Here is a 25,883-nt window from a genome sequence, read left to right as displayed (position 1 = left end):
AAAGAGAGGTGGCCGAGTGGTCGAAGGCGCACGCCTGGAAAGTGTGTATACGGCAACGTATCGAGGGTTCGAATCCCTTCCTCTCTGCGATGTAAAAAACCTCATCATATTGATTTTCAATAAGTTGAGGTTTTTTAGTTTCTTTATTTGTATGATTTTTGTATTGTCGGTCTTTTTTTATGGATTTTAACCCTTTTAGTCGTATTTACCCGAATTATTCACTTTTAATGAATAATTCATTTTAGAATAAATTAAAATAATCACCTTTTTATAACTTCGGTTGCAACCATAAATATCCGACACAGATTAAAAATACAAGATAAAACCAGATAGGATTTATCGTTCTATTTGACGTGGAATTAGAAAGTTTAGTTCTTGAATTATTAAAATATCTTTTGTTTTCAACGGAAGTATTATAAGCTCTTAAAGAAGAAAACCTATCAGAATTCATAACATAAAAAGAAAATTTATGAACGCTATCTTTTGCTGTTTTTAATTGTTGCCAACCATTAGATTTAGGATACGTTTTTCCATACCAAAGATGTCTTAAACCAATATCTTGAATTAATGGAATCTTAACATCATTTTTGTTTGTAATTATTGGTTTTTCTGCGTTCGTTTTTAACTCAAAAGAAAATGGTTGGTTTACATAACCAAAAAGCATCTTACTTTTATATTGAACTGAGTTTAATCGTTTTTTAGAGACTGTATTTATGATATCAGTCCAAAATTGCTGGTATGTATTTGTGTTGCCAGATAAAAGTAATTCATAGGTGTTTTTAGCTACAGTACTAGCTATTTTACCATTTCCTGTAATTTTATATGCTGCATAAATATGGTTCTCATCTTTATGTATAGGTTCTATGAAAGTTTCTTTTTTAAATGCGTAGTTATATTTTTTAAAACTATTTTTAGAACTCGATGTTGTAAAAGAGCTATTTTTATTTGATAAAAATTGAAAAGTACCAAATTTATTTTTTGTTGTAAAAAGGCTTACATCTGGTTGCATGAAAATTCCTAAACCTTCGTTTTCAACAAGGTCTATTAAAATATTATTTTGTTTCTTGGATAAATTTAAAAATGATTTTGCATCGATAATTAAAAGATCAACAGTTTTTAATACGTTTCTAGTGATAGAAATATTTTGTTTACTTGTATTAAAATATTCATATTTAGAACGATTTGTAGTAAGTTGATTTCTCACAACAACTTTATGACCATTTTCGGCTAAAAAATTCTTTAGATATTTTGTCTCAAAAGTTGGAAAAGAATTAAAAATAGCAATTTTTAAACTTTCTCTTTCTATAATTTCAACAGGTAAAGGGTTCATTTTAATAACTTTATTTAAAGAATCTTTTTCTACTAAAGCATATAAAAATTGTCCAGCAATTTTAGATGTACTTGACAAATTAAATTTCTGATGATCGGTATGTTTAAAAACTATAGAATCCAATGTAGCTCCAGTTGGATCTTCTAAGGTCAATTTATTTCCAGTTTTTGGAGCAGTATATAAACCTTGAATAGAAATTGGTTGTCCAGCAATGGGTTTCGCATTATATTTTAATTTTGTTATTCCAGAAATTGGCTTTCCATCAATGTATTTAAAAGGAGTATTTTCTAATTGCCATAAATCAAAATTTTCTATTCCATTTCCCAATATATAAATCAAAGAAGGTTCATTTTTTTCATCAAACAAACGCTTTCCTTTCATATATTTTTCTGCCTTTAAATTTGGATTTATTTTCTGTAAACTATCTAAAGTTTTGGTTTTATATCCTTCCGTCAATATGGCAATTTCTTGTGATTTAACTTCAGTAAGAATTGTTGGTTTTAAAGCGATTAGCGATAGACAAATTATTGCAATTCCGCTAACAATGATATTTACAACAAATCTTTTTTTAGTGTTGCTGCTCCATTCTTTCCAAATAAAAAACGCAAAAACAAGGATGCCAATTAAAATACTTGGTAAAAGAAAATATTGATTTTCAAATTGAATATTATTGATCATTAATTTGTAATTCTTTTAATAATATTTCAGTTAATTCATCTTTAAAACGATTGGATTGACTGGGGTTTGGTTTTAAATTAGGAATTGCATTTATCAAGCCTTTTTGTGTAGATTTTAGGAATACAATCGATTTTTCTCCAAACGTAGTTAACTCCTTTAATTGTTGTAAGGTTTTAAGATGTTCACCAGGTTTTTCAATGGCAATTAATGCTAATTCATTACCCGCTTTTTCAAATAAAAATTGATCTGTTTTTGTTGTTTTTACTTTATTTTGAATCATAAGTTCTAATCTAGAAGATGCTTGTCTCATAAATTTAAATTGATCATCAATAGGTATTTCTTCTTGTTTAGAAAAACTTTTTACATCTTTCAATGTACCTGTTAAACGTTTATTTTCTTTAATTGGTGGAGGATCAAAACCAATTCTATGCACATAAATTCTAGCACTATTTTTAATTTCTTGTAAAGATTTTAAAGCTTTATATTGATAAGGTAAAGATTTTTCTGGTTTGTATACTCGTAATTGCAATTCAGAATCCCACATATGTTGAAGCGCTTTTAATAATTTGGACTTTAAAGACGCTTCAAATAAAGTTGCTGCCTCAGCATCAGCATGATTATGAGTAAATTCTTGTAATGGATTTTTGCTATCATTTTTACTTTTTTCATCCACTAAATTATGTTCGTTTTCAGTATCATGTTTATGAGAATACGCTGCTAAAGGATCATCTTCTTCATCTCCATGTTCTGCATGTTCACTTTCAAAATCTTCTAAATTTTCTTCAGTAACTAAATCTGTATTTTCATTTTCATCGCCCATAAAAGTCGAATATTTTGTTCGCAAAACTTTTTGATCAAAACCTAGCTCGTTACTTTTAAATTTAAATTCAGAATCCGTTAATTTCTTTTTATTGGCAATCAGTTTTTTAGTATCAATAATTAATTGACGTTGACTTCTAAAATAATCTGGCATTCTATTAACTCCTAAAGTAGCTTCTACTGAAAAGTTATCGGTAACCGTATCTTTTATAGTTGCAAAATAAGTTTCGCTTCTTGCAATGTTAAACTGAGGCCTTTTTAAATCTGATGCTTCTACATAAAAATATAATTCATCACCTGGCTCCATTTTTAAATTATCCAGATTAATTTGCTTAGGAAGCGCAACTGATTTTTCTCCTTGCGCTATTACTGAGTTAAACAACATTTTCTCTTCTCTAAACTTCACAGATTCGCCTGAACCTTTGCTCACGGTTGCAATTATATGTGCTTTCTCTAAACCAAAATCATCACTTATAATTGAGATAAAATCTAATAATTTTTCATCGTTAAAATTAAAACTCTTATAAGCCTCTAGGCCATTAATTTCAATTTTGGGTGCTTCATCTTTTAATACTTCAATAGCATACAAACTAGAGGTGTATTTTTGATTTAAAGTGTCCAAGAAATGAAAGTTATAAAACCCTGAATTTTTCAGCAAAATACTTCCTTTATATGCTCCGTCTTGTAACAACATTTCATAAGAATTACTAGTACTTTCTATACTTACTTTTTTTATGTTATTACTAAATTTAAGAGACCACGTTATTCTTGAGCCTTCAACAGCTTTCACATTCATATTATCCGTGTTTTTGGTACTTAAATTTGTGTAATTTGGAAAACGAATTCTAAGATTTTGTTCAATTATTTTTGGTGGTTGATATGCATTGCCAACAGCATCTATTGCTTTGAAACTAATTGTTTTTATTGGTGATTCTGTAACAAAAGAAGTACTAAAATAACTTTTGATATTAAAGAAAAACCCTACGAAACCCATAATAACAAAAAGAAAAGCGTAGCTAATTGCTCGTTTTATTTTAACCGGGAATTTTATTTTTTTTATTTCTTGTTGCAGTTTTTGCTCAATTTTAGAACGCTGAAGTTTTGCTAATGAAGTAAGATCTTCTGCTGCCTTTAAAAATAAGCTGGTACTATTTTCTAAATCTTCTAATTCTGCATCTACGAATTGTGTTGTTGTTTGAATGTTAATTTTCCATGGCTTTATAATCAATAAAGAAATAAGAAATGAAATGATAAAAACACTAATCGTTAGGATAAAATTCTGACTTAATAAATACACCATTGCACTTATTCCAAAGGCATACAAACAAACTTCTAACAACAATAATAATTGCCATTTTTTTGTAAATCTTGTCAATATTTTTTTAGCAGAAGTTATCATTGCTTTCTAATTTTAGCGAAAATTCTTTCGACAATTAAGAAAAATATAAAAGGCATCCACAACCAATTGGTAATGGTTATTAAGCTTAAATTTGTGCTCTTTTTTGATGAACTTTTAAAATTAGTTTGGATTTCTTTTTCAGAAATTACACGTTCATCAATCTTATTGAATTCACTTTTATCAATCTTATCAAGGTTTAAGATTTTAAATAACTGCTCTGTAAAATCGTTTTCAATAATTTTTTTTGCGCTTTGTAAATTGGTTAGATAAAATGTATTTTTTGTATCGCTTTTTTCAATAGCATTTAAAGCTAAATTATCAGGAGAATATTTTAATAGTTTCGTTTTTAATGTAGGGTGATTTTCTTTAGAAAGCCAAATGACAAGTGAGTATAACTCTAAATTTTTATTATTTAAACCTTGAGTTTTCTCAATTTTAATCTCTTGATTAGCATACTTTTCTATAGCTCTGAGAGAAGCTTCCATATAAAATAATTGATCACTAAAATTTTCATCATAATTAATTAAAACACTCAGTTTAGGCGTTAATTTGAGAGGTAACTTTTTTGAGTTTATGGTTATGCTATCTTTAGCATCATTAATAATAATATTTTTTGAATTTATTGGCACTATTTTTTTATGAAAAGAAAGATGATTTGAAGTAACCTTAACAGAAACAATTTTAATTTTTGAATCATTTTTATAAGCCAATACTGGCGCTACATTTTCTGCTTTTTCGTCTTCTAAAACAATCCATTTTATAGGTTTGTTTATGGTTGGTCTTAAACCTTTAATTCCAGAAAGTAACCCTTTTGTAAACACAACAATACTGTCAGTTTTTAAGCTTTCCATTTGTTCAGTTAATTGCCAATAATTTGGAGTGACTTTTAACTCATTATCAAAATTATAAAGTTCAATTTCAGGAAATTTTGATGTGAGCACTCTAATTTGGGTATCAGAATCAATCGTTTCTATCATAGATTTCACAGCACTATTTTCTAATAACGAAGGCTCAACAATATAAGTGAGAGAAGTGTTTTTACTTTCTTGGTTTAGTTGTGGTTCTGCTAAAAGTAAAACTAAAAGACTCATTAAAAGTAAACGTAAAAGCAATAATACATATTCATTTAATTGAATGCTTTTTGATTGAGAAGAATCTGAAGCTTCTAAAAATTGTATACTCCCTATTTTAATAACTTTACCTTCTTTATTGCTCCAAAAATGAATCGCTAAAGGAACTAATAGTCCTAAAAAAGCCCACAGATATGTTGGATTCACAAAGCTCATGTTAATTCATTTTAGTTCTTTTATCAATAAAGAATTTTATAGCTTTATGGATAGGTTCATCTAATTGAAATAAATGATAGTTGATCTTGTTTTTTAGTAAAAAGTCTTTTGTTTGATTCATCATCAATTCCGCATTTTTTAAATACGTTCGCTTTACTTCTTTTGTATCCACCTTTAATTTATTTCCAGTTTCTAAATCTTCGAAAGTTACAGAGCCTTTATAATTAAAATTCGCTTCATTCTTGCCTAAAAGATGCAAAACCACTACCTCATTCTTGGTTGTTTTCAGCTGCTTGATAAAATTTGTAAGTTCTTTGTCATGTTCATATAAATCCGTTATAAAAAACACTAATTCTTTATGAGCTCTATCATGTAATTTATCTGAATTAAGGGTGTCATTAGGCCATTTTCCTTCATTATTTATTTCAATAAGTTCTGCGAGCAATCTATTAAAATGTTGTTTTTGTATTTTGGGTTGAAGACTTATAAAACTTTTTTCATTTAACGCAAAAAGTCCAACGGCATCACCTTGTTTTTGAGCTAAATAAGACAAAGAAGCGATTAGAACTTTGGCAAAGTCTATTTTTGTAAGGCCATCTTCTTTGTGTAACATCGATAAACTTGCATCTAAAATAAATTTGATAGAAACATTGGTTTCAATTTCTGATTGTTTTATGTAATATCTGCCAGATCTAGCCAACATTTTCCAATCTAAAAGTCTTAGATCATCTCCATTTTCATACGCTCTATATTGACTAAACTCCATGCCATAACCAACTCTTGCACTATGATTTAAACCCGTTAAATAACCTTCAGCAATTATTTTAGAAATTAAAGTTAACCCCGAAACGGTGTTGATAATTTCTGGTTTTAATAATTGATGATAGTCTTGTTTCACAATGTTTTATTTAGAGTGTGGTAAGATTGTAGAAAGTAAGTGTTTGGTAACATGATCAGAAAAAACACCTTCTGCTTCAGCTCTAAAGTTTACGATAACTCTATGGCGTAAAACTGGGTATGCAACGCGCTTAATATCTTCTAAGGTTACCGATAATCTACCTTGCGTTAATGCTCTTGCTTTGGCTGTTAAAATCATGGCTTGGCCTGCTCTAGGTCCTGCTCCCCAACTTACCCATTTTTTTACATATTCGTTATTAGAACTTGCAGGTCTTGTTGCTCTAACAATAGTACTTACGTAGTTTATTAAATCGTCGCTAATGGGTACTTCTCTTACCAATTGTTGTAATCTTATGATTTCTTCTCCGGAAATAACTTTTTTTGGAGTAACTTTCATAGAACTAGTGGTTGCTTTTAATATTTTGGTTTCTTCAGAAGCTGTTGGGTATTCAATTTTAATATATAAGAGAAATCTATCTAACTGTGCTTCTGGCAAAGGAAAAGTTCCAGATTGCTCTATCGGATTTTGTGTTGCAAGGATAAAAAAAGGTTTGTCTAATTTATAAGTTTTTCCAGAATAAGTAACCTCAAACTCTTGCATGGCCTCTAGAAGCGCTGCTTGTGTTTTTGGTGGAGTTCTGTTGATTTCATCAGCAAGAATAATATTCGCAAAAATGGCTCCTTTATTAAACTTAAAATGTTTATTTCCTGTTTGTTGATTTTCCTCTAAAATTTCTGTTCCAATAATATCTGATGGCATTAAATCTGGCGTAAATTGAATGCGTTTAAAATTAAGGGCTACGGTTTTTGCTAATGTATTTATCATTAATGTTTTTGCCAATCCAGGAACTCCTTCTAAAAGTGCATGACCTCCAGCTAAGAACGTAATTATCATTTGTTCAATAGTTTCTTCTTGCCCAATAATTACTTTACCAATTTCTTTTTTTAATGCAACTAGTTTTTCTGTTAATAAATTAACTTCCCTTTCTAATTGTTTCAATTCGTTATTCATAATTTAATTTTATGATGTTAATGCATACATAATTATATTTACACCAAATCTTGTATTATCTATTTTATACCAACGTTTGTTTCTAAAATCATAATCCCACTCACAACCATAATCTTTATTACTAAAAAGTACACCGATTCTTCCATTAATTTCAATAGCTTTTAAATACTCATGCACAATATCATCTCCCCAGCCATTTAGTTCTTGTGAGGTTGTTGGTGGTCCGTTTTCGAACTTGAAAAAGATATTATAAATTTCGTGATTGTTGGGTATTTTTTTTAAAGCTGTTACTCCAAAAATAGCTTCCATTTGTCTTTCAAAAGATTTAGAAAATAGGCCATCAATATCATGGTTACAATCATCAACAAAAACAAACCCCCCGTTTTCTATATATTTTTTAAAATTAGTTTTTTCTGATTTTGTAAACTGAACTAACTTATGGCCAGACAAATAACAAAAAGGACATTTAAAAATAGCATCACTACTTAAAGGAATTATATTTTCTTTGGTATCCACCTCTAATGTTGTGTATTCTATTAATGAATTTAAGATGTTAGAAGGCATTCTTTGATCTACATCCCAATCTCCAGATTCATACTGTAATCTTGTAAAAAAGAATTGATTATTTATTGACACACTTTTATTTCTTTAAGTTGAGTAAATATAAAACTGGTTGTAAAGAAACATCAATACAACCAGTTTAAATTTATCTTTTAATTAAATGCTATACAGCATCTGATAAACTTGTAAATGTAAAATCACGAATTTTCATATATGGAATTAAATTACCATCAATTCTTACTTGTTGACCCAATGTTTCTAGATTGTTAAGCATTATTATTGGACTTTCATTAAATCTGAAATTCTTTACTGGATGTTTAATTTTTCCGTTTTCAATATAAAAAGTTCCGTCTCTCGTTAAACCTGTAAATAATAAGGTTTGAGGATCAACTCCACGTATATACCATAATCTTGTAACAAGAATTCCTTTTTTAGTGCTTTTTATTAATTCTTCAAGGGATGCGTCTCCACCTTCCATAATAAAGTTTGAAGGAAAAGGAACAGGATCAACCCCTTTTTCCTTTGCCCAAAAACGGTCGTAAGCTAAATTTTTAACAACCCCGTTTTCTATCCATTTCATTTTCTTTAAAGGCATTCCTTGTCCATTCCATGTTCCTGTGGGCACCTCTTTATTTAAAGGATCTGACCACATATTTACACGTTCATCAACAATTTTTTCGCCCAATTTGGTTCCACCACCTTCTTTAGACATAAAGCTTCTTCCTTCATCTGCAGTTCTTGCATTTAGTGCTCCACCAATTCTACTTAGTAAACCAATAGATGCTGCGGGTTCTAAAATTACAGTGTATTTTCCTGGTTCAATTGCTTTTGCTTTTCTTGACATTATGGCTTTATCAATTGCAATTTTTGATGCCTCTGCCGCATCAAACTTATTGACATCATTATAATCTCTAGTTACCCAACCAGAACCTGTACCATCATTAGATCTCATGGTAACAGTAAAACTAATATCTGTAGATTTGTTATAAGCAAACAACCCTTTTGAGTTCATCATTGCAGAAAAACCTGCAGAATCATTTAAAAAACCTGCAGCTGTAACGTCTTGTGCGGCAGCGGGTTCAATGCTGCTATTTGCAACCTGAGCTCTAAAATCTGGTGTAATTTTGGCAGTTGCATCAATATGGGTCACAGATTCATCATAAATTTGCGGCCCTAAAATCCCCATGAATTCTGAATTTTCTGGAGAAATTTTCGCTAATTCTTCAGAACGTTTTACTACTTTTTTAAGTGATGCATCATCAAATTCATCGATCGTTGCTGTTGCCGATTGTTTTCCATAATTAGATTGAACAACTAATGTTTGGTTTGATCTGTGACCTGCTGTAGAAACTGTATTTCTTGCATAACGAATATTTCCACTTTCGCTTCCACTTAAGTTAACTTCGCAAGCATCTGCAGTAGAAAAACTTAACGCTTTCTGCATTATTTTTCTTGCTTCTTCTTTTGTATATATTGCCATTGTATTTTGTATTTATTGAAAACTATTGATTAAATAGATCTACCTGTATTAATAACATTAACATTATTAAAACGTGTAGTTGAACTACCATGAGATACCGCACTTACCTGAGAAGGTTGGCCTTTTCCGTCAAAGAATGATCCGAATATTCGATAATCACTTTCATCACATATCTTAGTACATGAATTCCAAAATTCTTGAGTATTAGATTGGTAAGCAACATCATCTAACATGCCTACAATTTTTCCGTTTTTAATCTCATAAAATACAGTTCCACCGAATTGAAAATTATAACGTTGTTGATCTATGGAATAAGAACCTCTACCAGCAATATAAATTCCTTTTTCTACATCTTTAATCATGTCATCAACATTGTACTTTTCTTTACCTGGTTCTAATGAAACATTTGGCATACGCTGAAATTGAACATCATTCCAACTTTGGGCATAACAACAGCCATGAGATTCGTTTTGATCAATCATGTGAACCTGATCTCTTATGGCTTGGTAGTTTTTTAGCACGCCATTTCTAACTAAGTCCCATTGTTTTGTTTTTACACCTTCATCATCATAACCAACTGCACCTAATGAGCCTGTATATGTTTTGTCTGCTACAAGGTTTACAATATCACTTCCATATTTAAAGTCGCCAGATTTCCACTTGTCTAAAGTAGCAAAACTAGTTCCTGCATAATTGGCTTCATAACCCAATACACGATCTAGTTCTAATGGATGACCTACAGATTCATGAATAGTTAATCCTAAATGATTAGGATCTAGTACAAGATCATATTTACCAGCATCAACAGATTTTGCTGTTAACATTTCTTTAGCTTGTTTCGCTGCTAATATGGAGTCTTCAATAATATCATAACTATTTCTATAACCAATAAGGCCTGTTCCTTTTGGTCCTGCAATCTTTTCAGAAGCTAAACCATCCATATACTCATAACCTAATCCCATGGGCGCACTTAATCCTTGGCGGGTTTTAAACTTACCTGCAGAACGATCTATTGCCGTAACTCCAGTAGTTGGCCAAATTCTATGCACATCTTGATCAATATAAGAACCATCCGTAGAAGCAAAATATTTTTGTTCATTTACCATAAATAAAGCAGAGTTCACAAAGTTAGCTCCGTTTTTCATCGCTTCAGCATTTGCATTTAAAAGCAATTCTACTTTTTCTCCTACAGGAACTTCTTTAAAATCTTTTTTAATGGGTGTTTTCCAAGAAACTTCTCCATGAGCCTTTACCGGCGCTAATACTACGGGTACCTTTTGTATTTTAGAATTCGCTTTGGCAATTGCTACAGCTTGTTCTGTTGCTTTTTTAATACCATACTCAGAAACATCATTCGTAGAAGCAAAACCCCATGTACCATTGGCTATCACTCTAATACCGATACCGAAAGACTCTGTATTTACAACATTTTCTACTTTATCTTCTCTCGTAAACACATATTGATTTAAATACCGACCAATTCTTGCATCTGCATACGATGAACCTAAGGATTTAGCTGTATTTAAAGCAATATCTGCTAATCGTTTTTTTACTAACACATCCATTCCTGGAGCGAGCAATGCTTCTACAGGAATATTATTTCCCCTAAGAAGTGATGGCATAAAAAGAGCTCCAGCACTTAATCCTGCAGCTTGAATAAATTTTCTACGTTTCATTAAATTTGTATTAAGTTGGTTTAAAACTGATTATCTTGTTGTCAAAATTTTCATCAAACAAAACATGTTCCCAAGTTAATAAATTGTAATTAAACTTTAGAGGAATTTAACTTTTATTGAAATTTTTTTTAAAAAAATACAGATGTTCACATTTATCTTTAGCGAATAAAAAGAGTGTTGCTTAAAGGTTCTAAATCCTCTTTTAGTGTTAACCAAAATATTGATGACGTACTATATTTTGTAATGTCTTTAGAATTTTTTGAATGCGATAGGTTATTTTTCCGAATGTTTGGTTACTTTTAAGATTCATAAAATAAAGCTACCAAAACGTTACATATTAGATTTTTGTACATTCTTTAAAATTTGTTAGATTTGAATCTATGATCATCATTTAAAGTATTACGACTGATTTGAAAAATGCAGGGTTTAAAAGTCCGAACAGAACGTTTCGAATAATGTTAAAAAATTAAATACTTTAATGTCGATGATATCAATTGAAATTTACTGAATGATAAATTATAAAACCCAAATCGATAAAAAAGTTGCAATAAAAAATACAATTGGTCAAAACATTAAACAAAAATTAATCATTAAAACAGCCATATGAAAACAGCAAATTACTATTTATTAAGCTTCATAATCTTAGGAATTGGTATCATATCATGCAAAACAAAAGAAAAAAAAGAGGCTACGAATACAGAGGAATCTACTGTATGGAAAGTTGATTTTATAGATAATTTTGATACATTTAATTCAGAAAATTGGCAAGACCAGCGTATTTGGGTCAATAATGAAACACATTGTTATGTGCCAGACGGCGAATTCGGAACAAGAGAAGTAAGTGATGGTTCTTTAAAATTGAAAGTTGTAGATACAGGCAAACCAAGGCCGTGTGATAATTTAGATAAAAACGGAAAACAGCACCCAGAGACGCAGTATGTAGCAGGACGAATTGTTTCAAAAAATAAAAAAGAATTTATAAAAGGAAAATGGACTGCGAAATTAAAGTTAGCCAGTAATGGAGAAGCAAGCATGTTTCCGGCTTGGTGGCTTCTTGGAGCTCAAAATAATGAATCTCCCGTGCAAGAAGCCGATGAAAATGTTTGTTGGCCATTAACAGGTTCTGGTGAAATAGATATTTTTGAACATCACGGAGATCATCAAAAAGACCATTTTACTGCCGGTGCAATTAAAAGTTTGGGAGAATGTGATAAAGGGGATTGGTGGAGTTTAAGAAAAGGTTTTGATGTTACTTTAAATGAGTATCATACATATTCTGTAGAATGGGAGGGCAGCGATTTAGTGTATCGTGTTGATGATAAAGAAATTTATAGAAATATTGGGGAAGGAGATAAGTATCCTGAAAAGATGTTCGCCATTTTAAATTTTGCTAAAATTACAGATTCACCTATGACAGGAGAATGGGTAATGGAGGTGGATTGGGTAAAACATGAATATCGAAAATAGCCTAGGTAAAGCGTGTTTTAAAGCATGTAACATATTTTATAAATCTGCAGAAAATACATCAAGAACTAGCAATTTTTCTTGTTCAAATAAAATAATTTCAACCGCTTTTAAAAATAAAAACGATAATATTGCAATCGTAGCCATGAATTTGAGTGATGAAACGTTGAACTATTCAATTACAATTGATTTAAAAACTTCAAGACTAAAATTATGACCACATTCCATACAAACATTATCATACAATAATTAAAAGAAAATAGCCTTTGTATTTTAGCAATACAGCAATTTTTAATATTCAGATAAAATGAAAAAATCGTATACCTATTTCATTAGTTTTATTGTAGCCCTGGGTGGATTTCTCTTAGGCTTCGACAGCGCAGTTATTTCAGGAGCTATAGGCGGTATTAATACCTATTTTAATATGACGGACTGGGAACTGGGTTTTTCTGTTGGATGTGTTATTTTCGGCGCCATGGCCGGAAATATTACGGCAGGACCCTTGAGCGATCGATTCGGACGAAGAAAAGTATTGATTATAACGGCTATATTATTTACAGTGTCTGCAATCTGGTCTGCTTTGGCAACGAATTATGTAGAATTTATTATTGCCAGAATTATTGGAGGTATCGGCATTGGTGGTGCTATTTTAATAGCGCCAATTTATATAGCAGAAATTGCTCCTCCTAAATTAAGAGGTAGCTTAGTATCCTTAAATCAGTTAAACATTGTTTTAGGGATTTCTATAGCCTATTTTTCGAATTATTTTTTAAAGGATCTAGAAGGTGAAAGTTGGCGATGGATGCTTGGCGTAGAGGCAATTCCTGCATTTATTTATTTTCTGGCTCTTTTTGCAGTTCCTAGAAGTCCGAGGTGGTTGATTCAGAAATTTAGTCTTGTTAAGGTTGCAGAAGTCACTTTAGTAAAAATTGGGGGTATCCAGTATGCTAAAGAAACTATTAAAGAAATTCAAAGAGGGATTGATAAAAAAGAAGAGAAAGGTACTTTTTCTCAACTATTCAGCTCTAGGATGCGAACAATTATTATTATAGCATTTGGGATTGCATTTTTTCAACAAATAACAGGAATAAACGCCATTTTTTATTATGCACCCACTATTTTTGAACAAGCCGGAGGAAGCACGGATTCTTCATTTTTACAGGCCATTGTGGTAGGACTTACCAATTTAGTATTTACGTTAATTGCGATTCGGCTGATCGATCGATTAGGGCGTAAACCACTTTTAATTATAGGAACGGTAACGATGACGGTGGCTTTATCTATGGCAACATTGGCATTTAACAATGCGTCTTACAGTTTTAATGAAGAAAACATCAATAAGATTGAAAATGTAGCAATTAAAAAAGCGATTCAAAGCCTTAAAAACACTTCTTATACGTCTCAAAATGATTTGTTTGCAGGTGTTGGCGTTGTGCTTAACGAACATCAATTGCATAATTTTAAGAGGAATGAAGTGAAAAAATTTATATCAATTAATGCCAATCTAGTCTTGGTAGCAATTTTATTATATGTGGCTGCTTTTGCCATTTCATTGGGTCCTGTTATGTGGACGTTATTATCAGAAATATTTCCAAGGAATATTAAAGGAATTGCTATTTCTGTGGTAGGATTTTTTAATTCTCTTGTAAGTTATACCGTAACTCAATTTTTTCCATGGGAACTTACAAATTTAGGACCAACAGGTACCTTTGCAATTTATGCGTTTATGGCTTTTTTATCTTTATTGTTTGTAATGAAGTTTGTCATAGAAACCAAAGGAAAAACGTTAGAAGAATTGGAAAACGAGTTGATAAAGAGTTAATCTGGAATGGTATAATTAAACTTTACAGTGGCAAAAGTTTCGGCAGTGCCTTTGCTGGCGTCTTCCAAAATTAATTGACCATTTACATACAATTTTACAGAAAGCTCTGCCGGACTATGATTTTCTCTAAAGGCTTCACCATCAATAATTTTAGAGGTATAATTTTCTAACGTAATTTTAAGTGGCAAAGGATCACCATTTTCATCATAAGAAAAGGTGTATGAATTTAAAGAGTAAGGCCTTGTATTATCAATAAAATAACTAATGGTAATTTTATCGAAATTTGGTTCTTTTGTTAAAAACTCAATTTCAACATTATTATTGAGAGCATCGATGTTTTCTTCAGATAAAGAGGAGCAACCGCAAAGAAATAGAATGCAACCTACTAAAAATACTTTTTTCAAAATAAACTAAAATTATAGAACGAAAATAGTCAATTTATTAAAAATGAAAGTTGTCTTTAAAATTATTTACACTATTAAATAATCATTTTATGAGAATTTATACTGAAGAGATTGCTTTTTACTACTGATATTTTCTATAACCTTTAAAGTTCTATTTACAATTTCTTTAAATTTTAGCGAGTTCTTCAAGAACAGTTTCATGCGTTTTTTATAAAAGGGAAAGTAAGAGAATTAATAGTGTATTCTTTTTTCTTAAGATTATATTTGCTTTTTTAAACGCGAAACAAAAAGTGCTTTAGTAAATTAGCGTTATGATTACTTCAAATAAAAAGGATGTACCTATGAAACCATTTCATTTTAAGGAGTTTACCGTTCATCAAGACCAAACAGCTATGAAAGTAGGTACGGATGGTGTTTTGTTAGGAGCCTGGTGTTCTGTAGCTAATGATCCGGATACAATTTTAGATATTGGAGCAGGTACGGGAGTTATTGCTTTAATGATGGCGCAGCGTTCGGATGCCATGACAATTGATGCGGTTGAGGTTGATGAAAGTGCCTACGAACAAACTGTAGATAATTTTGAGAAGTCTGATTGGGGAGATCGTTTGTATTGTTATCATTCAAGTTTTCAGGAATTTGCAGATGAAATTGCTGAAGAGGAGGAAACATACGATTTAATTCTCTCTAACCCACCTTTTTATAATGATAATTTTGAAACTCAAGTAAGTGCAAGAAATAAAGCCCGATTTACAAGCGCACTTTCCTTTGAAAATTTGCTTTTGGGCGTTTCAAAAATTTTATCCGAAAACGGATCTTTTTCCGTGATTATTCCCTTTAAAGAAGAAGAGAGTTTTATCAATTTGGCTAAAAAAAATAAGTTACTTTTAAATAGAGTTTGCCGAGTGCAAGGAAATCAAACATCCGAAGTAAAAAGAAGTTTAATGGCCTTTTCTTTTCATAAATCAGAAATCGAAGAAGAACATTTAATCATTGAAACGGATCGTCACAAATACACAGAAGACTACATCCATTTAACGAAGGATTTTTATTTGAAAATGTAGCCGCTTTGTTATGAATAAGAACTGAAAAAACTTCCTTAATAGAGATGTTTTTTTCGTAACCTTCATTGCCAAAACTTGTTTTTAACCAATTACATTATTAGGGTTATACCCCAAATAAGGTACTTCTTTTTCAGTAAATTTAATTCCGTAGTTTTCTAGTTCTTTTAAAATAGGTTTATACACTTCTTTGGTAATGGGTATTTGTACACCAGGAGTTTTTATTTCGCCTTTTAAAATTTTTAAAGCAGCAATTCCAACGGGTAACCCCACTGTTTTTGCCATGGCAGTATAGGTTTGGTTTTCTCCTAAAACAATCAAACTACTTTCTATCTGTTCTTTTTTACCATCAATTTCATAACCAAAAAGATGTTGCATTACAATCATATCTTTATCCTCTTCTTGTAAAGTCCAAGAATCTTGTAGTATTTTTTGAAGCATTTGTGCAGGAGTTGCATTTTTTAATGCAATCTTTTTATTCGGATTAAAAATATCCAATTCTAGTAATTTATCCCACATCACATCATCTTGATCTATTTTTAGATAAGAACGTAATTTTAATTCCACAGAATCTGACGGAGAATAGGCTAAAAATAGATTCACAAAATCTCGGTAACTCATGTTTTCAGAATCTTCAATAGTATAAGAATCATCCGTCATCCCTAACTGTACAAAAATGTTCCAAGCTCTAGAAAAACCTACTTTTCTTATCGTTCCTCGATACATGGTGGGGATGTTGTCCAAACCATAAACACTTCTATATTTTAAAGAATCTCTATTTGCATACGCCTCAAATTTACCACCACCGCTAATTTCTAAAAATTCGGTTCTTCTAAATAATTTATGGTAAGGAATGTATTTATATGTGTTTTCTTGAATAAACATCGCAGCACCTCCTTGCCCCGCTAAAACTACATTTCTAGGGTTCCAAGTAAATTTGTAATTCCATAAATTTGTATCGCTTTCTGGCGCTACTAAACCACCACAAAAAGATTCAAAAAGCAGCATTTTTGCGCCTTTTTCTTTAAGGTTGTGTAGTACTTTCATAGCACTCATATGATCTAAACCAGGGTCTAAACCAATTTCATTCATCAATACCAAACCTTTTGCTTTTGCGGCTTTATCTAGCGCTTTCATTTCTTCGGATATATAAGAGGCTGTAACCATGTGTTTGCCAAAAGTGATGCAATCTTTTGCAACTTCTATATGAAAACGAGCTGGTAACATAGAAATTACGATATCTGATTTCTGAATAAGTTTTTCACGTTGCTTTTTATCAAAAACGTCTAAAACAATCGATTTTCCATTGGGATGTTTATTGATAAGTTTTTCGGCATTGGCAGTCGAAATATCAGCAATCGTTAGTCGTAAATCTTCTTTATCAGAGCTATCTAATAAATATTTTATTAAAGATGAACTCGATTTCCCAGAACCAATAATCAATATGTTTTTCATAAAAGAAAGCTGTATTTTTGTATGGATACGAAGGTACATAATTTGTTTAAAATTTAACAAAAATGAATAAAAATGTTTAAAAATTTAATTATTACGTGTTTTTTTGGTGCTTTAGCTATTATTCTTGGTGCTTTTGGAGCACATGCTTTAAAAGAAACTTTAACTCCAGATCAATTACAAAGTTTTGAAACCGCAGTTCGCTATCAAATGTATCATGTTATTATTGTGCTCTTTTTAAATACATATGATGGGTTTTCGAAGAAACAAAAAAACGCTTTAAGCTATCTTTTTTTTGCGGGAATTCTCTTTTTCTCAGGGTCTATTTACATGATTCAGCTAACTTCCGTTACCGCTTCATCTATTTGGTTTATCACTCCTTTGGGAGGCTTATTTTTTATAATCGGTTGGATTTCAATGATTGTGATATTCGTAAAAAAGCATCGAAAGGAATAAAAAATTGATAATTCTTCTTTTTAAATAAGGCTGTTTTAAAATATTGTTTAATTTTACATCCTATAAAAACATAAAATATATTGATATGGTAGATACAAATACGAAATCGATTTCGTTAAATAGTCTAGGAATCAAAAATGCAACTGTTCGTTATCAGTTAACATCTAGTGAGTTGCATAAAGAAACGTTGGAAAAAGGACAGGGAGTAGAATCTTCATTAGGTTCCATTGCCGTAAATACAGGAGAATTTACAGGGCGTTCACCCATGGATCGCTTTATTGTAAAAGATGATATCACAAAAGATAAAGTTTGGTGGAGTGACATCAATCTTGCTTTTGAAGAGGATAAATTTGATAAATTATATGCTAAAGTGGTTGATTATTTGTCAGAGAAAGAAATTTTTGTGAGAGATAGTTATGCATGTGCTGACAAAAATTACAGGCTAAATATTAGAGTTGTAAACGAGTATCCTTGGAGCAACATGTTTGCTTACAACATGTTTTTACGCCCAACTGAAGAAGAACTAAAAGGTTTTTCTCCTGAATGGACGGTAATAAATGCACCCGGTTTTATGGCAAATGCTGAAGAAGATGGAACACGGCAACATAACTTTGCAATTTTAAATTTTAATAAAAAAATTGCTTTAATTGGTGGCACAGGATATACAGGCGAAATTAAAAAAGGAATTTTTTCTGCATTAAATTTTATACTTCCTGTTTTTAAAGACACATTACCCATGCATTGTTCTGCAAATGTGGGTAAAGATGACGATACTGCTATTTTCTTTGGGCTATCTGGAACTGGGAAAACAACCTTATCAACCGATCCAAACAGAAGTTTAATTGGTGATGATGAACACGGTTGGACGGCAGAAAATAGCGTTTTTAATTTTGAGGGTGGTTGTTATGCAAAAGTGATTAATTTATCTCAAGAGCAAGAACCAGAAATTTTTGCAGCCATAAAAAAAGGTGCCATTCTAGAAAATGTAAAAATGGATGCGCATGGTGTTATCAATTTTGCAGATACTAGTATTACTCAAAACACCAGAGTTAGTTATCCTATTTATCATATCGATAATATTCAGCAACCGTCTATCGGTAAAAATCCAAAAAATATTTTCTTTTTAACTGCAGATGCTTTTGGCGTTTTGCCTCCAATCTCTAAATTGACACCAGCTCAGGCTGCGTATCATTTTATATCGGGGTATACCGCAAAAGTTGCCGGAACAGAAGCTGGTGTAAATGAACCTACACCAAGTTTTTCAGCTTGCTTTGGCGCTCCGTTTATGCCTTTGCATCCCACGAAATACGCAGAAATGTTGAGTAAGAAAATGAAAGAAGCGGGTGTAAATGTTTGGTTGGTGAATACAGGTTGGTCTGGTGGTAAATATGGCGTTGGTAGAAGAATGCCTTTAAAATATACACGTGCCATGATAACCGCTGTCTTAAATGGTGATTTAAGTGATTATACTTATGAAAATTATCATATTCATTCTGTTTTTGGAGTGGCACAGCCTAGAAGTTGTCCTGGAGTTCCTACTGAATTATTAAGTCCGAGATCTACTTGGAATAATGATGAAGCGTATTACGATACAGCGTTTAAATTATCGAATGCTTTTAGAGTAAACTTTAAACAGTTTGAAGAGTTTGCGAACGAAGAAATCCGCAGAGGTGGTCCGCAACGTTATTCACATTAAATTAGTGAAACTCATTTTTTATAAGTGGTGAAACAACACATTAAAAATTTTTAATTGAACTAATCCCGCTTTTTTTCAGCGGGATCTTTGGATTTTATTTCCCGAGAATTTGTATTAAGTTACTATATTTTTACAAAACACCTCAATTTTGAGGTGTTTTTGTTTTTTAAAAGTATCTTTATTCCAGCAATTAAACTTTTTTGTTGATGATAAAAAAATGGTTTCAGAATATTGGCCCCGGAACTTTAATTGCCGCCGCATTTATTGGTCCAGGAACAGTAACACTTTGCACCCTTGCTGGGGTAAATTTTGGTTTCAATTTGTTATGGGCAATGTTACTTTCTATAATCGCAACCATCGTTTTGCAAGAAATGGCTGCCAGATTGGGTATTATTTCTCAAAAAGGATTGTCGGAGGTCATTAGAGAAGAAATTAAAATTCCGTTTTTAAAACAGTTTGTCATTATGTTAATTTTGTTGGCAATTGTTGTGGGCAACGCATCTTATGAAGCCGGAAATATTAGTGGCGGAATTTTAGGTTTAGAAACTATTTTTGGTCAGTTTAAGGTTGATGTTGGTTCTTATTCCATAAACTTTATGAGTATTGTAATAGGCTTCATCGCTTTTATTTTATTATACATTGGCAATTATAAATTTTTAGAAAAAGCATTAATTTCTTTAGTTTTATTAATGAGTTTTTCTTTTGTATTGACTGCAATTGTTACAAAACCAGATATTTTTGCTATTTTAAAAGGAATGTTTGTTCCGAAGTTTCCAGAAAAAAGTTTGCTTACCATTATTGGTTTAATTGGCACAACCGTTGTACCTTATAATTTGTTTCTACATGCGTCTTTAGTAAAAGAACGCTGGAAGACGAAAGAAGATTTAAAATTTGCAAAAAAAGATACTATTATTTCGATTATTTTAGGCGGATTAGTTTCTATGGCAATCATAATTTCGGCAGCGGCAATTCCGTTTAAAGATATTACAAATGCCGCAGATTTAGCAAAAGGATTGGCACCTTTGTATGGCGAGTTTGCGACTTATTTTTTAGCTTTAGGTTTATTCGCTGCTGGCATAACCTCTGCAATAACAGCGCCTTTAGCGGCGGCTTATGTGGCAAAAGGTTGTTTGGGTTGGCAAGGAACCATGCAATCTAAGTCGTTTAGAATGGTTTGGATGCTAGTACTTTTTTTAGGGGTTTTCTTTTCATCCATAGGCATAAAACCTATCGAAATTATAAAGTTTGCTCAAGTTGCAAACGGAATGTTATTACCCATAATTGCAGGGATTTTATTATGGATTATGAATAAAAAAAATGTGTTAGGGAATTTTGTGAATACCAAAACACAAAATATTATAGGTTTCGTAATTTTAATAATTACCATATTTTTGGGAGCAAAAGGTATTTTAAAAGTTTTTAATTTTTAATCCCCAGATTGAGGGTTTTTGAGAAGAATAAAAATGCTGTAAGCTTTATAAAATGATTAAAAAGATAATAAATAGTATTGATATCAATTGTGATGTTGGCGAAGGGATGAACAATGAACATTTGTTAATGCCGCATATTTCTTCCTGCAGCATTGCTTGTGGAGGTCATTTTGGAACTGTAAAATCGATTGATAAAGCCATAGAATTAGCGAGAGCGTATCAAGTAAAAATAGGAGCACATCCGTCTTTTCCGGATACAGAAAATTTTGGAAGAAAATTAATACCTATGTCAGAAGCTGCTTTAAAAACGAGCATCCAAAATCAATTGAATTTATTTTTAAAAAGAGTCTCTTTTTTTAATGAAAAGTTACATCATATAAAGCCACATGGAGCTTTGTATAATGCCATTACTGTAGATGAAAATTTAGCAAATTTGTTTGTAAATAGCATTAAAATATATATGAAGGATGTTTTTTTGTACGTTCCTTATAATTCTTTTATAGAAAAAGTAGCGCTTCAAAACTCTATAAAAATAAAATATGAAGCTTTTGCAGATAGAAATTATAATGACGATTTAACGTTGGTTTCTAGAAATGAAAAGAACGCTTTAATAACACATAAACAAGATGTTTTTAAGCATGTTTTTAATATGGCTAAAAACGGAAAAGTACAAGCAATTTCCTCGTTAGAAAAACAGATAAAGGTAGATACTTTTTGTATTCATGGAGATACGGAAAATGCCATTGAAATTGCAGCATATGTATCTGAGAACTTAAAAAAAGAAGGATTTAAAATTGATTAACAATTTAACCTATAAGCCATTCGGAGATAACGCCATTTTAATAGAATGGGAAACACGTATTGATGAAAAAATTTTAAACGATATCATGCTGTTTAAAGAAAAAATAAGTCTTGAAAATAAGCATCAGTTTACAGATTTTATCATTGCGTATAATTCACTTACGTTACAATATAAAAATTCTATTCCTGATTTTAAAAAGGAAGTGGAAAGGTTACAATTCATTTACAATTTAGAGTTTGAAAGCAAACAAAAAGAGCGTTTTTTATGGGAAATTCCCGTTTGTTATGATTTAAAATTCGGAATTGATTTAGAAGAAATTTCAATAAAATCCAATTTAGCAATTGAAGAAATTATCAAATTACATTCAGAAAAAATATATACTGTTTTTTTTATCGGATTCTTGCCAGGGTTCCTCTATTTAGGCGGATTGGATAAAAAGTTATTTTTTGATCGAAAAGAAAATCCACGTTTGCATGTTTCAAAAGGCGCTGTGGGTATTGGCGGACAACAAACTGGAATTTATCCATCTAATGCTGCGGGTGGTTGGAATATTATCGGTAAAACTCCGATTATTTTTTTTGATGTTAAAAAAGCGAATCCTTGTTTTGCAAAGCCTGGAGATCAGATAAAATTTATTTCTATTTCTATAGAAGAATATCATCAAATTGAGAAGGAAATCATAGAGAATTCATTTCAAATTTTTAAAACTTTACAACATGATTAAAGTTTTAAAAGCTGGTTTTTATACATCAATTCAAGATAGGGGCAGAGTTGGTTTTGCTTCGGTAGGTGTTCCTGTTTCTGGTGCTATGGATCAGTATTCAGCAAATATCGCCAACAGTATTTTAAATAATGATCTTGAAGATGCTGTTTTAGAAATTACTTTTGGAGGTTGTGAATTACAATTTTTAACAGCAACTATTATTTGTATTTCGGGTGCAGATTTTTCGGCAAAAATAAATGATAAATTAATCATTCTGAATTCTAGAATTAAAGTTCAAAAAAACGATGTTTTATCCTTTGGAAAAATTAAGTATGGTGTAAGAACCTATTTGGCCGTTAAATTTGGGTTTCAATCAGAAGTAATTTTAAATAGTAGAAGTTTTTATCAACATATTACTAATGACGTTATTATCAGAAAAAATTGTATATTGCCAATCATTGCTTATGGTAACGATTTAGAAAGTTCAAATACTTCTCTAAAAATTGTAAAGTCTCATTTCGATGCTCAAGAAATTAACTGTTTTAAAGGACCAGAATTTGAGTTGCTTAATAGAGATCAACAGGAAAAAATAGCGGAACAACCTTTTACAATTTCAAAAGACAATAATAGAATGGGTTTTCGACTTAATGAAATTATTCATAATAGTTTGCCGTCCATTTTAACATCAGCAGTTCAGCCAGGCACTGTGCAATTAACGCCTTCGGGAAAGTTAATTATTTTAATGAAAGATTGCCAAGTTACTGGCGGTTATCCAAGAGTTTTACAACTTACTGCTGCGTCGATAGATAAATTATCACAAAAAACTACAAACCAGCAACTATTGTTTTTCATTTCGCAACGCAGTTTGCAGAGTTAGCCAATAAATAAAATAGTTCATATTAGATTAGAGAAATAATTCTTATAGAATATTTACCTATTTTTATTTAGTGTACTTTAAATGATCTAGATCATTTAAAGTCAAAACTTTTTAAGTTAGCTTTGTTCTGTACTATAAATGTATATAAAAATTAAGTATAATCATTAAAAATATAAAAAGATGAGCAAAAGTAGCAACACAGTAGTAGGATTATTAGCGGGAACAGTAATTGGTGCAACTTTAGGTATTTTATTTGCTCCTGAAAAGGGAATTGTTACAAGACAAAGAATATCTGATGAAGCATTAGCAGCAAAAGACAAAATAGCAGAGAAAGCATCACAAATTACAGAGCAAGTAACCTCTAGGGTATCTGATAGTAAAGAAAGTTTAGATACGCAATTAGAAAATGTAGTATCTAATGTGAGTCATAAAGCAGAAGATGTAATTACTGTCTTAGAGAAAAAATTAGGAGAATTAAAAGAGAAAAATAAGAAATTACAAAAAACTGCTTAGTATATGAGCATAATTGATGATTTAAACAATTCTGCAGATAAAGGCTCAAGCGCAGGAAAAGAGCTTATAAATAAGTCTTATGCATATTCTAAGCTAAAGGTATTTCAAATGACTACCTTATCGATTAGTATGCTAACCAAACTATTTATTCTAGGAGGGGTCTTTTTTTTAGGATTTATTTTTATAGCTCTTTCAGGCGCTATTGCGCTAGGTGAATATTTACAAAATATAGCTTTAGGCTACTTAATAATAGGCTTACTAATGCTGTTTTTTGTGCTATTATTATATCTTTTTAGAAAATATTTTGATAAAAAGATTATTATAAAAATGTCTAAAACATTCTTTAAAGAATCCGCCTAAAGAACAAAAACATAATGAAAATATACGAGAGTTTTGATGAAATAGATAGAGACTTAAAAAAGTTATCACTAGAACAGCAAATTGCCATAGAAGAATTAAAAATAGTAAAAAGTGATGTGGAACATACTTTAAGGCCTATCAATATTTTAAGCAGTGTTTTTACATATGCAAGTAGGTATGGTGTTTTACTACTCATTAAAAAAATATTCAAATAAAAATTAGTAAGAGATGTAAAAGATAGTTTCTTCTGATTTATATTCTTACTTGTAATTTTAAATAGTATAAATTCTGACATTCAAGATATGAATTTCAGAATTTTTATTTTAAGTTTTTGCTGCTATTTTTTTCTTAAACTGATTCGGAGTATACCCATACTTTTCTTTAAAAATCTTTGAAAAATAGCTTCTGCTACTAAAACCGATACTGTAAACTACTTGAGAAATATTTAAGTCTGTATTTTTTAGTTGATCTCTAGCAAATTCTAAACGAATATGACGTATATATTCTGTAACCGTTCTTTTGTATATAAATTTAAATCCGTCTTGTAATTTGGCTTGAGTAAGGCCAGAATCTATAGAAAGTTGATTTAACGTGTAGTCTTTTGCTGGTTTTTTTAATATTTTATTCCCAAATTTACGAATAGTTTTTAGTTCACTTTTCATAAGTGATGTTTGTAGTAAAAAATCTTTTAAGAAACTGTTATGTTGTTGAATATGAAGAGATAACATTTCGTACACTCTAGCTTCAATTTTAAGAATACGCAACATTCCATTTCCTCTAACGGCTTTTAAACCTTTAATAAGGTCGGCCATTTTTAAGTTTAAAGTACCATAATGGGCAAATCTATGCTGATGATCTGTATCTACAAAAACTTCATATAATTTGTTATTTAAGCTGGCTACATTTGTGGTGCTTTTTGCAAGAAATTCTTTTCTAACAATCTGAATTACATTAATTTCTAAGGGTTCATTTTTTCTATAGTGAATATAGTTGTGACCCCCATTTTTATTGGTAAAAATCAAAGTTTGAAACTGATTAACCGGTATTTCTTTGATGTGAACTCCAAATCGATGTTTTAAAGATCCTAAGGAAGGATATATGAATCTTATGGGGTTAAATTTACGATGTGCTTTAATTTTAAAGATGATTTCTTTATGAAATGTAATGTCGAAATCTAACAGATTTACTCCCCAATCAAAAGGGATATATCGGATGTTTCCAGTGGCATTTTCATTCTCAATCCTTAAGGTAAATTCTCCCCAGTTTTCTTGAATAGAGCCGCCTAAAACATTTTTTATTTGATTTATGGTTTCTTTTGGGCTATCAGCAATTATTTCAATTTCTACCATACTGGCACAATTTTTAAAAAAGTATAAAGATAATTTAATTTTTGTTTCTTGCTAAGCCTAATTGAAGTCTATGATGGCAGATAAAAAGAATCCTGATAAACCTATCCTAGTTTAATATGTTTTATAGCATCATCGCTACATGCTGTTCATGGAAAAGGAGGATGCAATAATTTTTAATTAGTGTTGACCGATTAAAATTAGCTAAAGTGTTTTAAAGTATTGATAGTCTTGATTTTCAAGAGTTTTTAAAGTAGTACACCTTGCTATTAAAACCGCTTTAGAATTTATGATGTATCGAAAAATTTAAAATCGTAATACTATTGTTTTTCAGTTAGTTATATTCAAGTCTTTGTTCTTGA

The 25,883-nt window shown here is 30.8% G+C and carries 24 protein-coding genes and 1 tRNA gene; 14 read left to right on the top strand and 11 right to left on the bottom strand.

Going from position 1 to position 25,883, the window contains the following annotated elements; translation table 11 throughout:
* The first annotated feature begins 2 nt into the window (after positions 1–2).
* Positions 3–87 (top strand) — tRNA-Ser (locus K8354_RS12560).
* 181 nt (positions 88–268) lie between these two features.
* Here the strand turns inward: K8354_RS12560 and K8354_RS12555 are convergent.
* The 8 genes from K8354_RS12555 to K8354_RS12520 form a co-directional block, all read right to left on the bottom strand.
* Positions 269–2,008, bottom strand: coding sequence for a hypothetical protein (locus tag K8354_RS12555; protein WP_223440345.1), 1,740 nt, complete (start codon positions 2,006–2,008; stop codon positions 269–271).
* Entirely contained in the window at positions 1,998–4,226 is a 2,229-nt protein-coding gene (locus K8354_RS12550) for an ABC transporter permease (RefSeq protein ID WP_223440343.1), read from the bottom strand. Before K8354_RS12550 ends, K8354_RS12555 begins: the two co-directional genes overlap by 11 nt.
* Positions 4,223–5,512, bottom strand: a complete 1,290-nt coding sequence (locus tag K8354_RS12545; RefSeq protein WP_223440340.1) for a BatA domain-containing protein — start codon at positions 5,510–5,512, stop codon at positions 4,223–4,225. The genes K8354_RS12550 and K8354_RS12545 overlap by 4 nt, the downstream gene beginning before the upstream one ends.
* A 1-nt stretch (position 5,513) precedes the next feature.
* The gene (locus tag K8354_RS12540; RefSeq protein ID WP_223440338.1) at positions 5,514–6,410 is read right to left on the bottom strand and encodes a DUF58 domain-containing protein; all 897 of its coding nucleotides are present in this window, start codon (positions 6,408–6,410) and stop codon (positions 5,514–5,516) included.
* Positions 6,411–6,416: 6 nt separating this feature from the next.
* On the bottom strand, positions 6,417–7,421 hold the full coding sequence (locus tag K8354_RS12535; RefSeq protein WP_223440336.1) for an AAA family ATPase: 1,005 nt from the start codon (positions 7,419–7,421) through the stop codon (positions 6,417–6,419).
* A gap of 9 nt (positions 7,422–7,430) precedes the next feature.
* Positions 7,431–8,051, bottom strand: a complete 621-nt coding sequence (locus K8354_RS12530) for a DUF4159 domain-containing protein (protein ID WP_223447683.1) — start codon at positions 8,049–8,051, stop codon at positions 7,431–7,433.
* A 94-nt stretch (positions 8,052–8,145) separates the two neighbouring features.
* A complete protein-coding gene (locus K8354_RS12525) occupies positions 8,146–9,462 on the bottom strand; it encodes a TldD/PmbA family protein (protein WP_223440334.1) in 1,317 nt (438 codons plus the stop codon).
* 29 nt (positions 9,463–9,491) lie between these two features.
* A complete protein-coding gene (locus tag K8354_RS12520; RefSeq protein WP_223440332.1) occupies positions 9,492–11,138 on the bottom strand; it encodes a TldD/PmbA family protein in 1,647 nt (548 codons plus the stop codon).
* A 603-nt stretch (positions 11,139–11,741) separates the two neighbouring features.
* Between K8354_RS12520 and K8354_RS12515 the strand changes: the two genes are divergently transcribed.
* The 3 genes from K8354_RS12515 to K8354_RS12505 all read left to right on the top strand — a co-directional run bounded on the left by K8354_RS12515 (position 11,742) and on the right by K8354_RS12505 (position 14,424).
* Positions 11,742–12,605, top strand: coding sequence for a glycoside hydrolase family 16 protein (locus K8354_RS12515; protein WP_223440330.1), 864 nt, complete (start codon positions 11,742–11,744; stop codon positions 12,603–12,605).
* 94 nt (positions 12,606–12,699) lie between these two features.
* Positions 12,700–12,819, top strand: a complete 120-nt coding sequence (locus tag K8354_RS12510) for a glycoside hydrolase family 30 beta sandwich domain-containing protein (protein WP_254713056.1) — start codon at positions 12,700–12,702, stop codon at positions 12,817–12,819.
* A gap of 90 nt (positions 12,820–12,909) precedes the next feature.
* The gene (locus tag K8354_RS12505; RefSeq protein ID WP_223440328.1) at positions 12,910–14,424 is read left to right on the top strand and encodes a sugar porter family MFS transporter; all 1,515 of its coding nucleotides are present in this window, start codon (positions 12,910–12,912) and stop codon (positions 14,422–14,424) included.
* Here K8354_RS12505 and K8354_RS12500 read toward each other — a convergent pair.
* The gene (locus tag K8354_RS12500; RefSeq protein WP_223440326.1) at positions 14,421–14,828 is read right to left on the bottom strand and encodes a hypothetical protein; all 408 of its coding nucleotides are present in this window, start codon (positions 14,826–14,828) and stop codon (positions 14,421–14,423) included. The genes K8354_RS12505 and K8354_RS12500 overlap by 4 nt on opposite strands.
* Positions 14,829–15,169: 341 nt before the next feature.
* On the opposite strand from K8354_RS12500, the gene K8354_RS12495 reads away from it, so the two are divergent.
* A complete protein-coding gene (locus tag K8354_RS12495; RefSeq protein WP_223440324.1) occupies positions 15,170–15,889 on the top strand; it encodes a tRNA1(Val) (adenine(37)-N6)-methyltransferase in 720 nt (239 codons plus the stop codon).
* Positions 15,890–15,970: 81 nt separating this feature from the next.
* Here K8354_RS12495 and K8354_RS12490 read toward each other — a convergent pair whose 3' ends face one another.
* A complete protein-coding gene (locus tag K8354_RS12490; protein ID WP_223440322.1) occupies positions 15,971–17,341 on the bottom strand; it encodes a saccharopine dehydrogenase family protein in 1,371 nt (456 codons plus the stop codon).
* 72 nt (positions 17,342–17,413) lie between these two features.
* Between K8354_RS12490 and K8354_RS12485 the strand changes: the two genes are divergently transcribed.
* From K8354_RS12485 to K8354_RS12445, 9 genes are all read left to right on the top strand, one after another.
* Entirely contained in the window at positions 17,414–17,794 is a 381-nt protein-coding gene (locus K8354_RS12485; protein WP_223440314.1) for a DUF423 domain-containing protein, read from the top strand.
* Between the two features lie 85 nt (positions 17,795–17,879).
* Positions 17,880–19,490, top strand: a complete 1,611-nt coding sequence (gene pckA / locus K8354_RS12480) for a phosphoenolpyruvate carboxykinase (ATP) (RefSeq protein WP_223440312.1) — start codon at positions 17,880–17,882, stop codon at positions 19,488–19,490.
* A gap of 206 nt (positions 19,491–19,696) precedes the next feature.
* A complete protein-coding gene (locus tag K8354_RS12475; protein ID WP_223440311.1) occupies positions 19,697–20,920 on the top strand; it encodes an Nramp family divalent metal transporter in 1,224 nt (407 codons plus the stop codon).
* 52 nt (positions 20,921–20,972) lie between these two features.
* Entirely contained in the window at positions 20,973–21,722 is a 750-nt protein-coding gene (gene pxpA / locus K8354_RS12470; RefSeq protein ID WP_223440306.1) for a 5-oxoprolinase subunit PxpA, read from the top strand.
* Complete coding sequence (gene pxpB, locus K8354_RS12465; protein ID WP_223440298.1) at positions 21,715–22,446, top strand: 5-oxoprolinase subunit PxpB; 732 nt, start codon at positions 21,715–21,717, stop codon at positions 22,444–22,446. Before pxpA ends, pxpB begins: the two co-directional genes overlap by 8 nt.
* Positions 22,439–23,302: a 5-oxoprolinase subunit C family protein gene (locus tag K8354_RS12460; protein ID WP_223440288.1), complete on the top strand. Its 864-nt coding sequence runs from the start codon at positions 22,439–22,441 to the stop codon at positions 23,300–23,302. Before pxpB ends, K8354_RS12460 begins: the two co-directional genes overlap by 8 nt.
* Positions 23,303–23,482: 180 nt before the next feature.
* A complete protein-coding gene (locus K8354_RS12455) occupies positions 23,483–23,815 on the top strand; it encodes a YtxH domain-containing protein (RefSeq protein WP_223440286.1) in 333 nt (110 codons plus the stop codon).
* 3 nt (positions 23,816–23,818) lie between these two features.
* Complete coding sequence (locus K8354_RS12450) at positions 23,819–24,175, top strand: hypothetical protein (RefSeq protein WP_223440284.1); 357 nt, start codon at positions 23,819–23,821, stop codon at positions 24,173–24,175.
* Positions 24,176–24,189: 14 nt separating this feature from the next.
* Positions 24,190–24,390, top strand: a complete 201-nt coding sequence (locus K8354_RS12445; RefSeq protein WP_223440282.1) for a hypothetical protein — start codon at positions 24,190–24,192, stop codon at positions 24,388–24,390.
* Positions 24,391–24,498: 108 nt separating this feature from the next.
* Here K8354_RS12445 and K8354_RS12440 read toward each other — a convergent pair whose 3' ends face one another.
* Positions 24,499–25,524, bottom strand: a complete 1,026-nt coding sequence (locus K8354_RS12440) for a helix-turn-helix domain-containing protein (protein ID WP_223440280.1) — start codon at positions 25,522–25,524, stop codon at positions 24,499–24,501.
* Positions 25,525–25,883 lie beyond the last annotated feature (359 nt).

Source organism: Polaribacter litorisediminis (assembly GCF_019968605.1).
Lineage (GTDB): Bacteria > Bacteroidota > Bacteroidia > Flavobacteriales > Flavobacteriaceae > Polaribacter > Polaribacter litorisediminis.
This window is presented reverse-complemented; position numbering and strand designations above follow the sequence as displayed.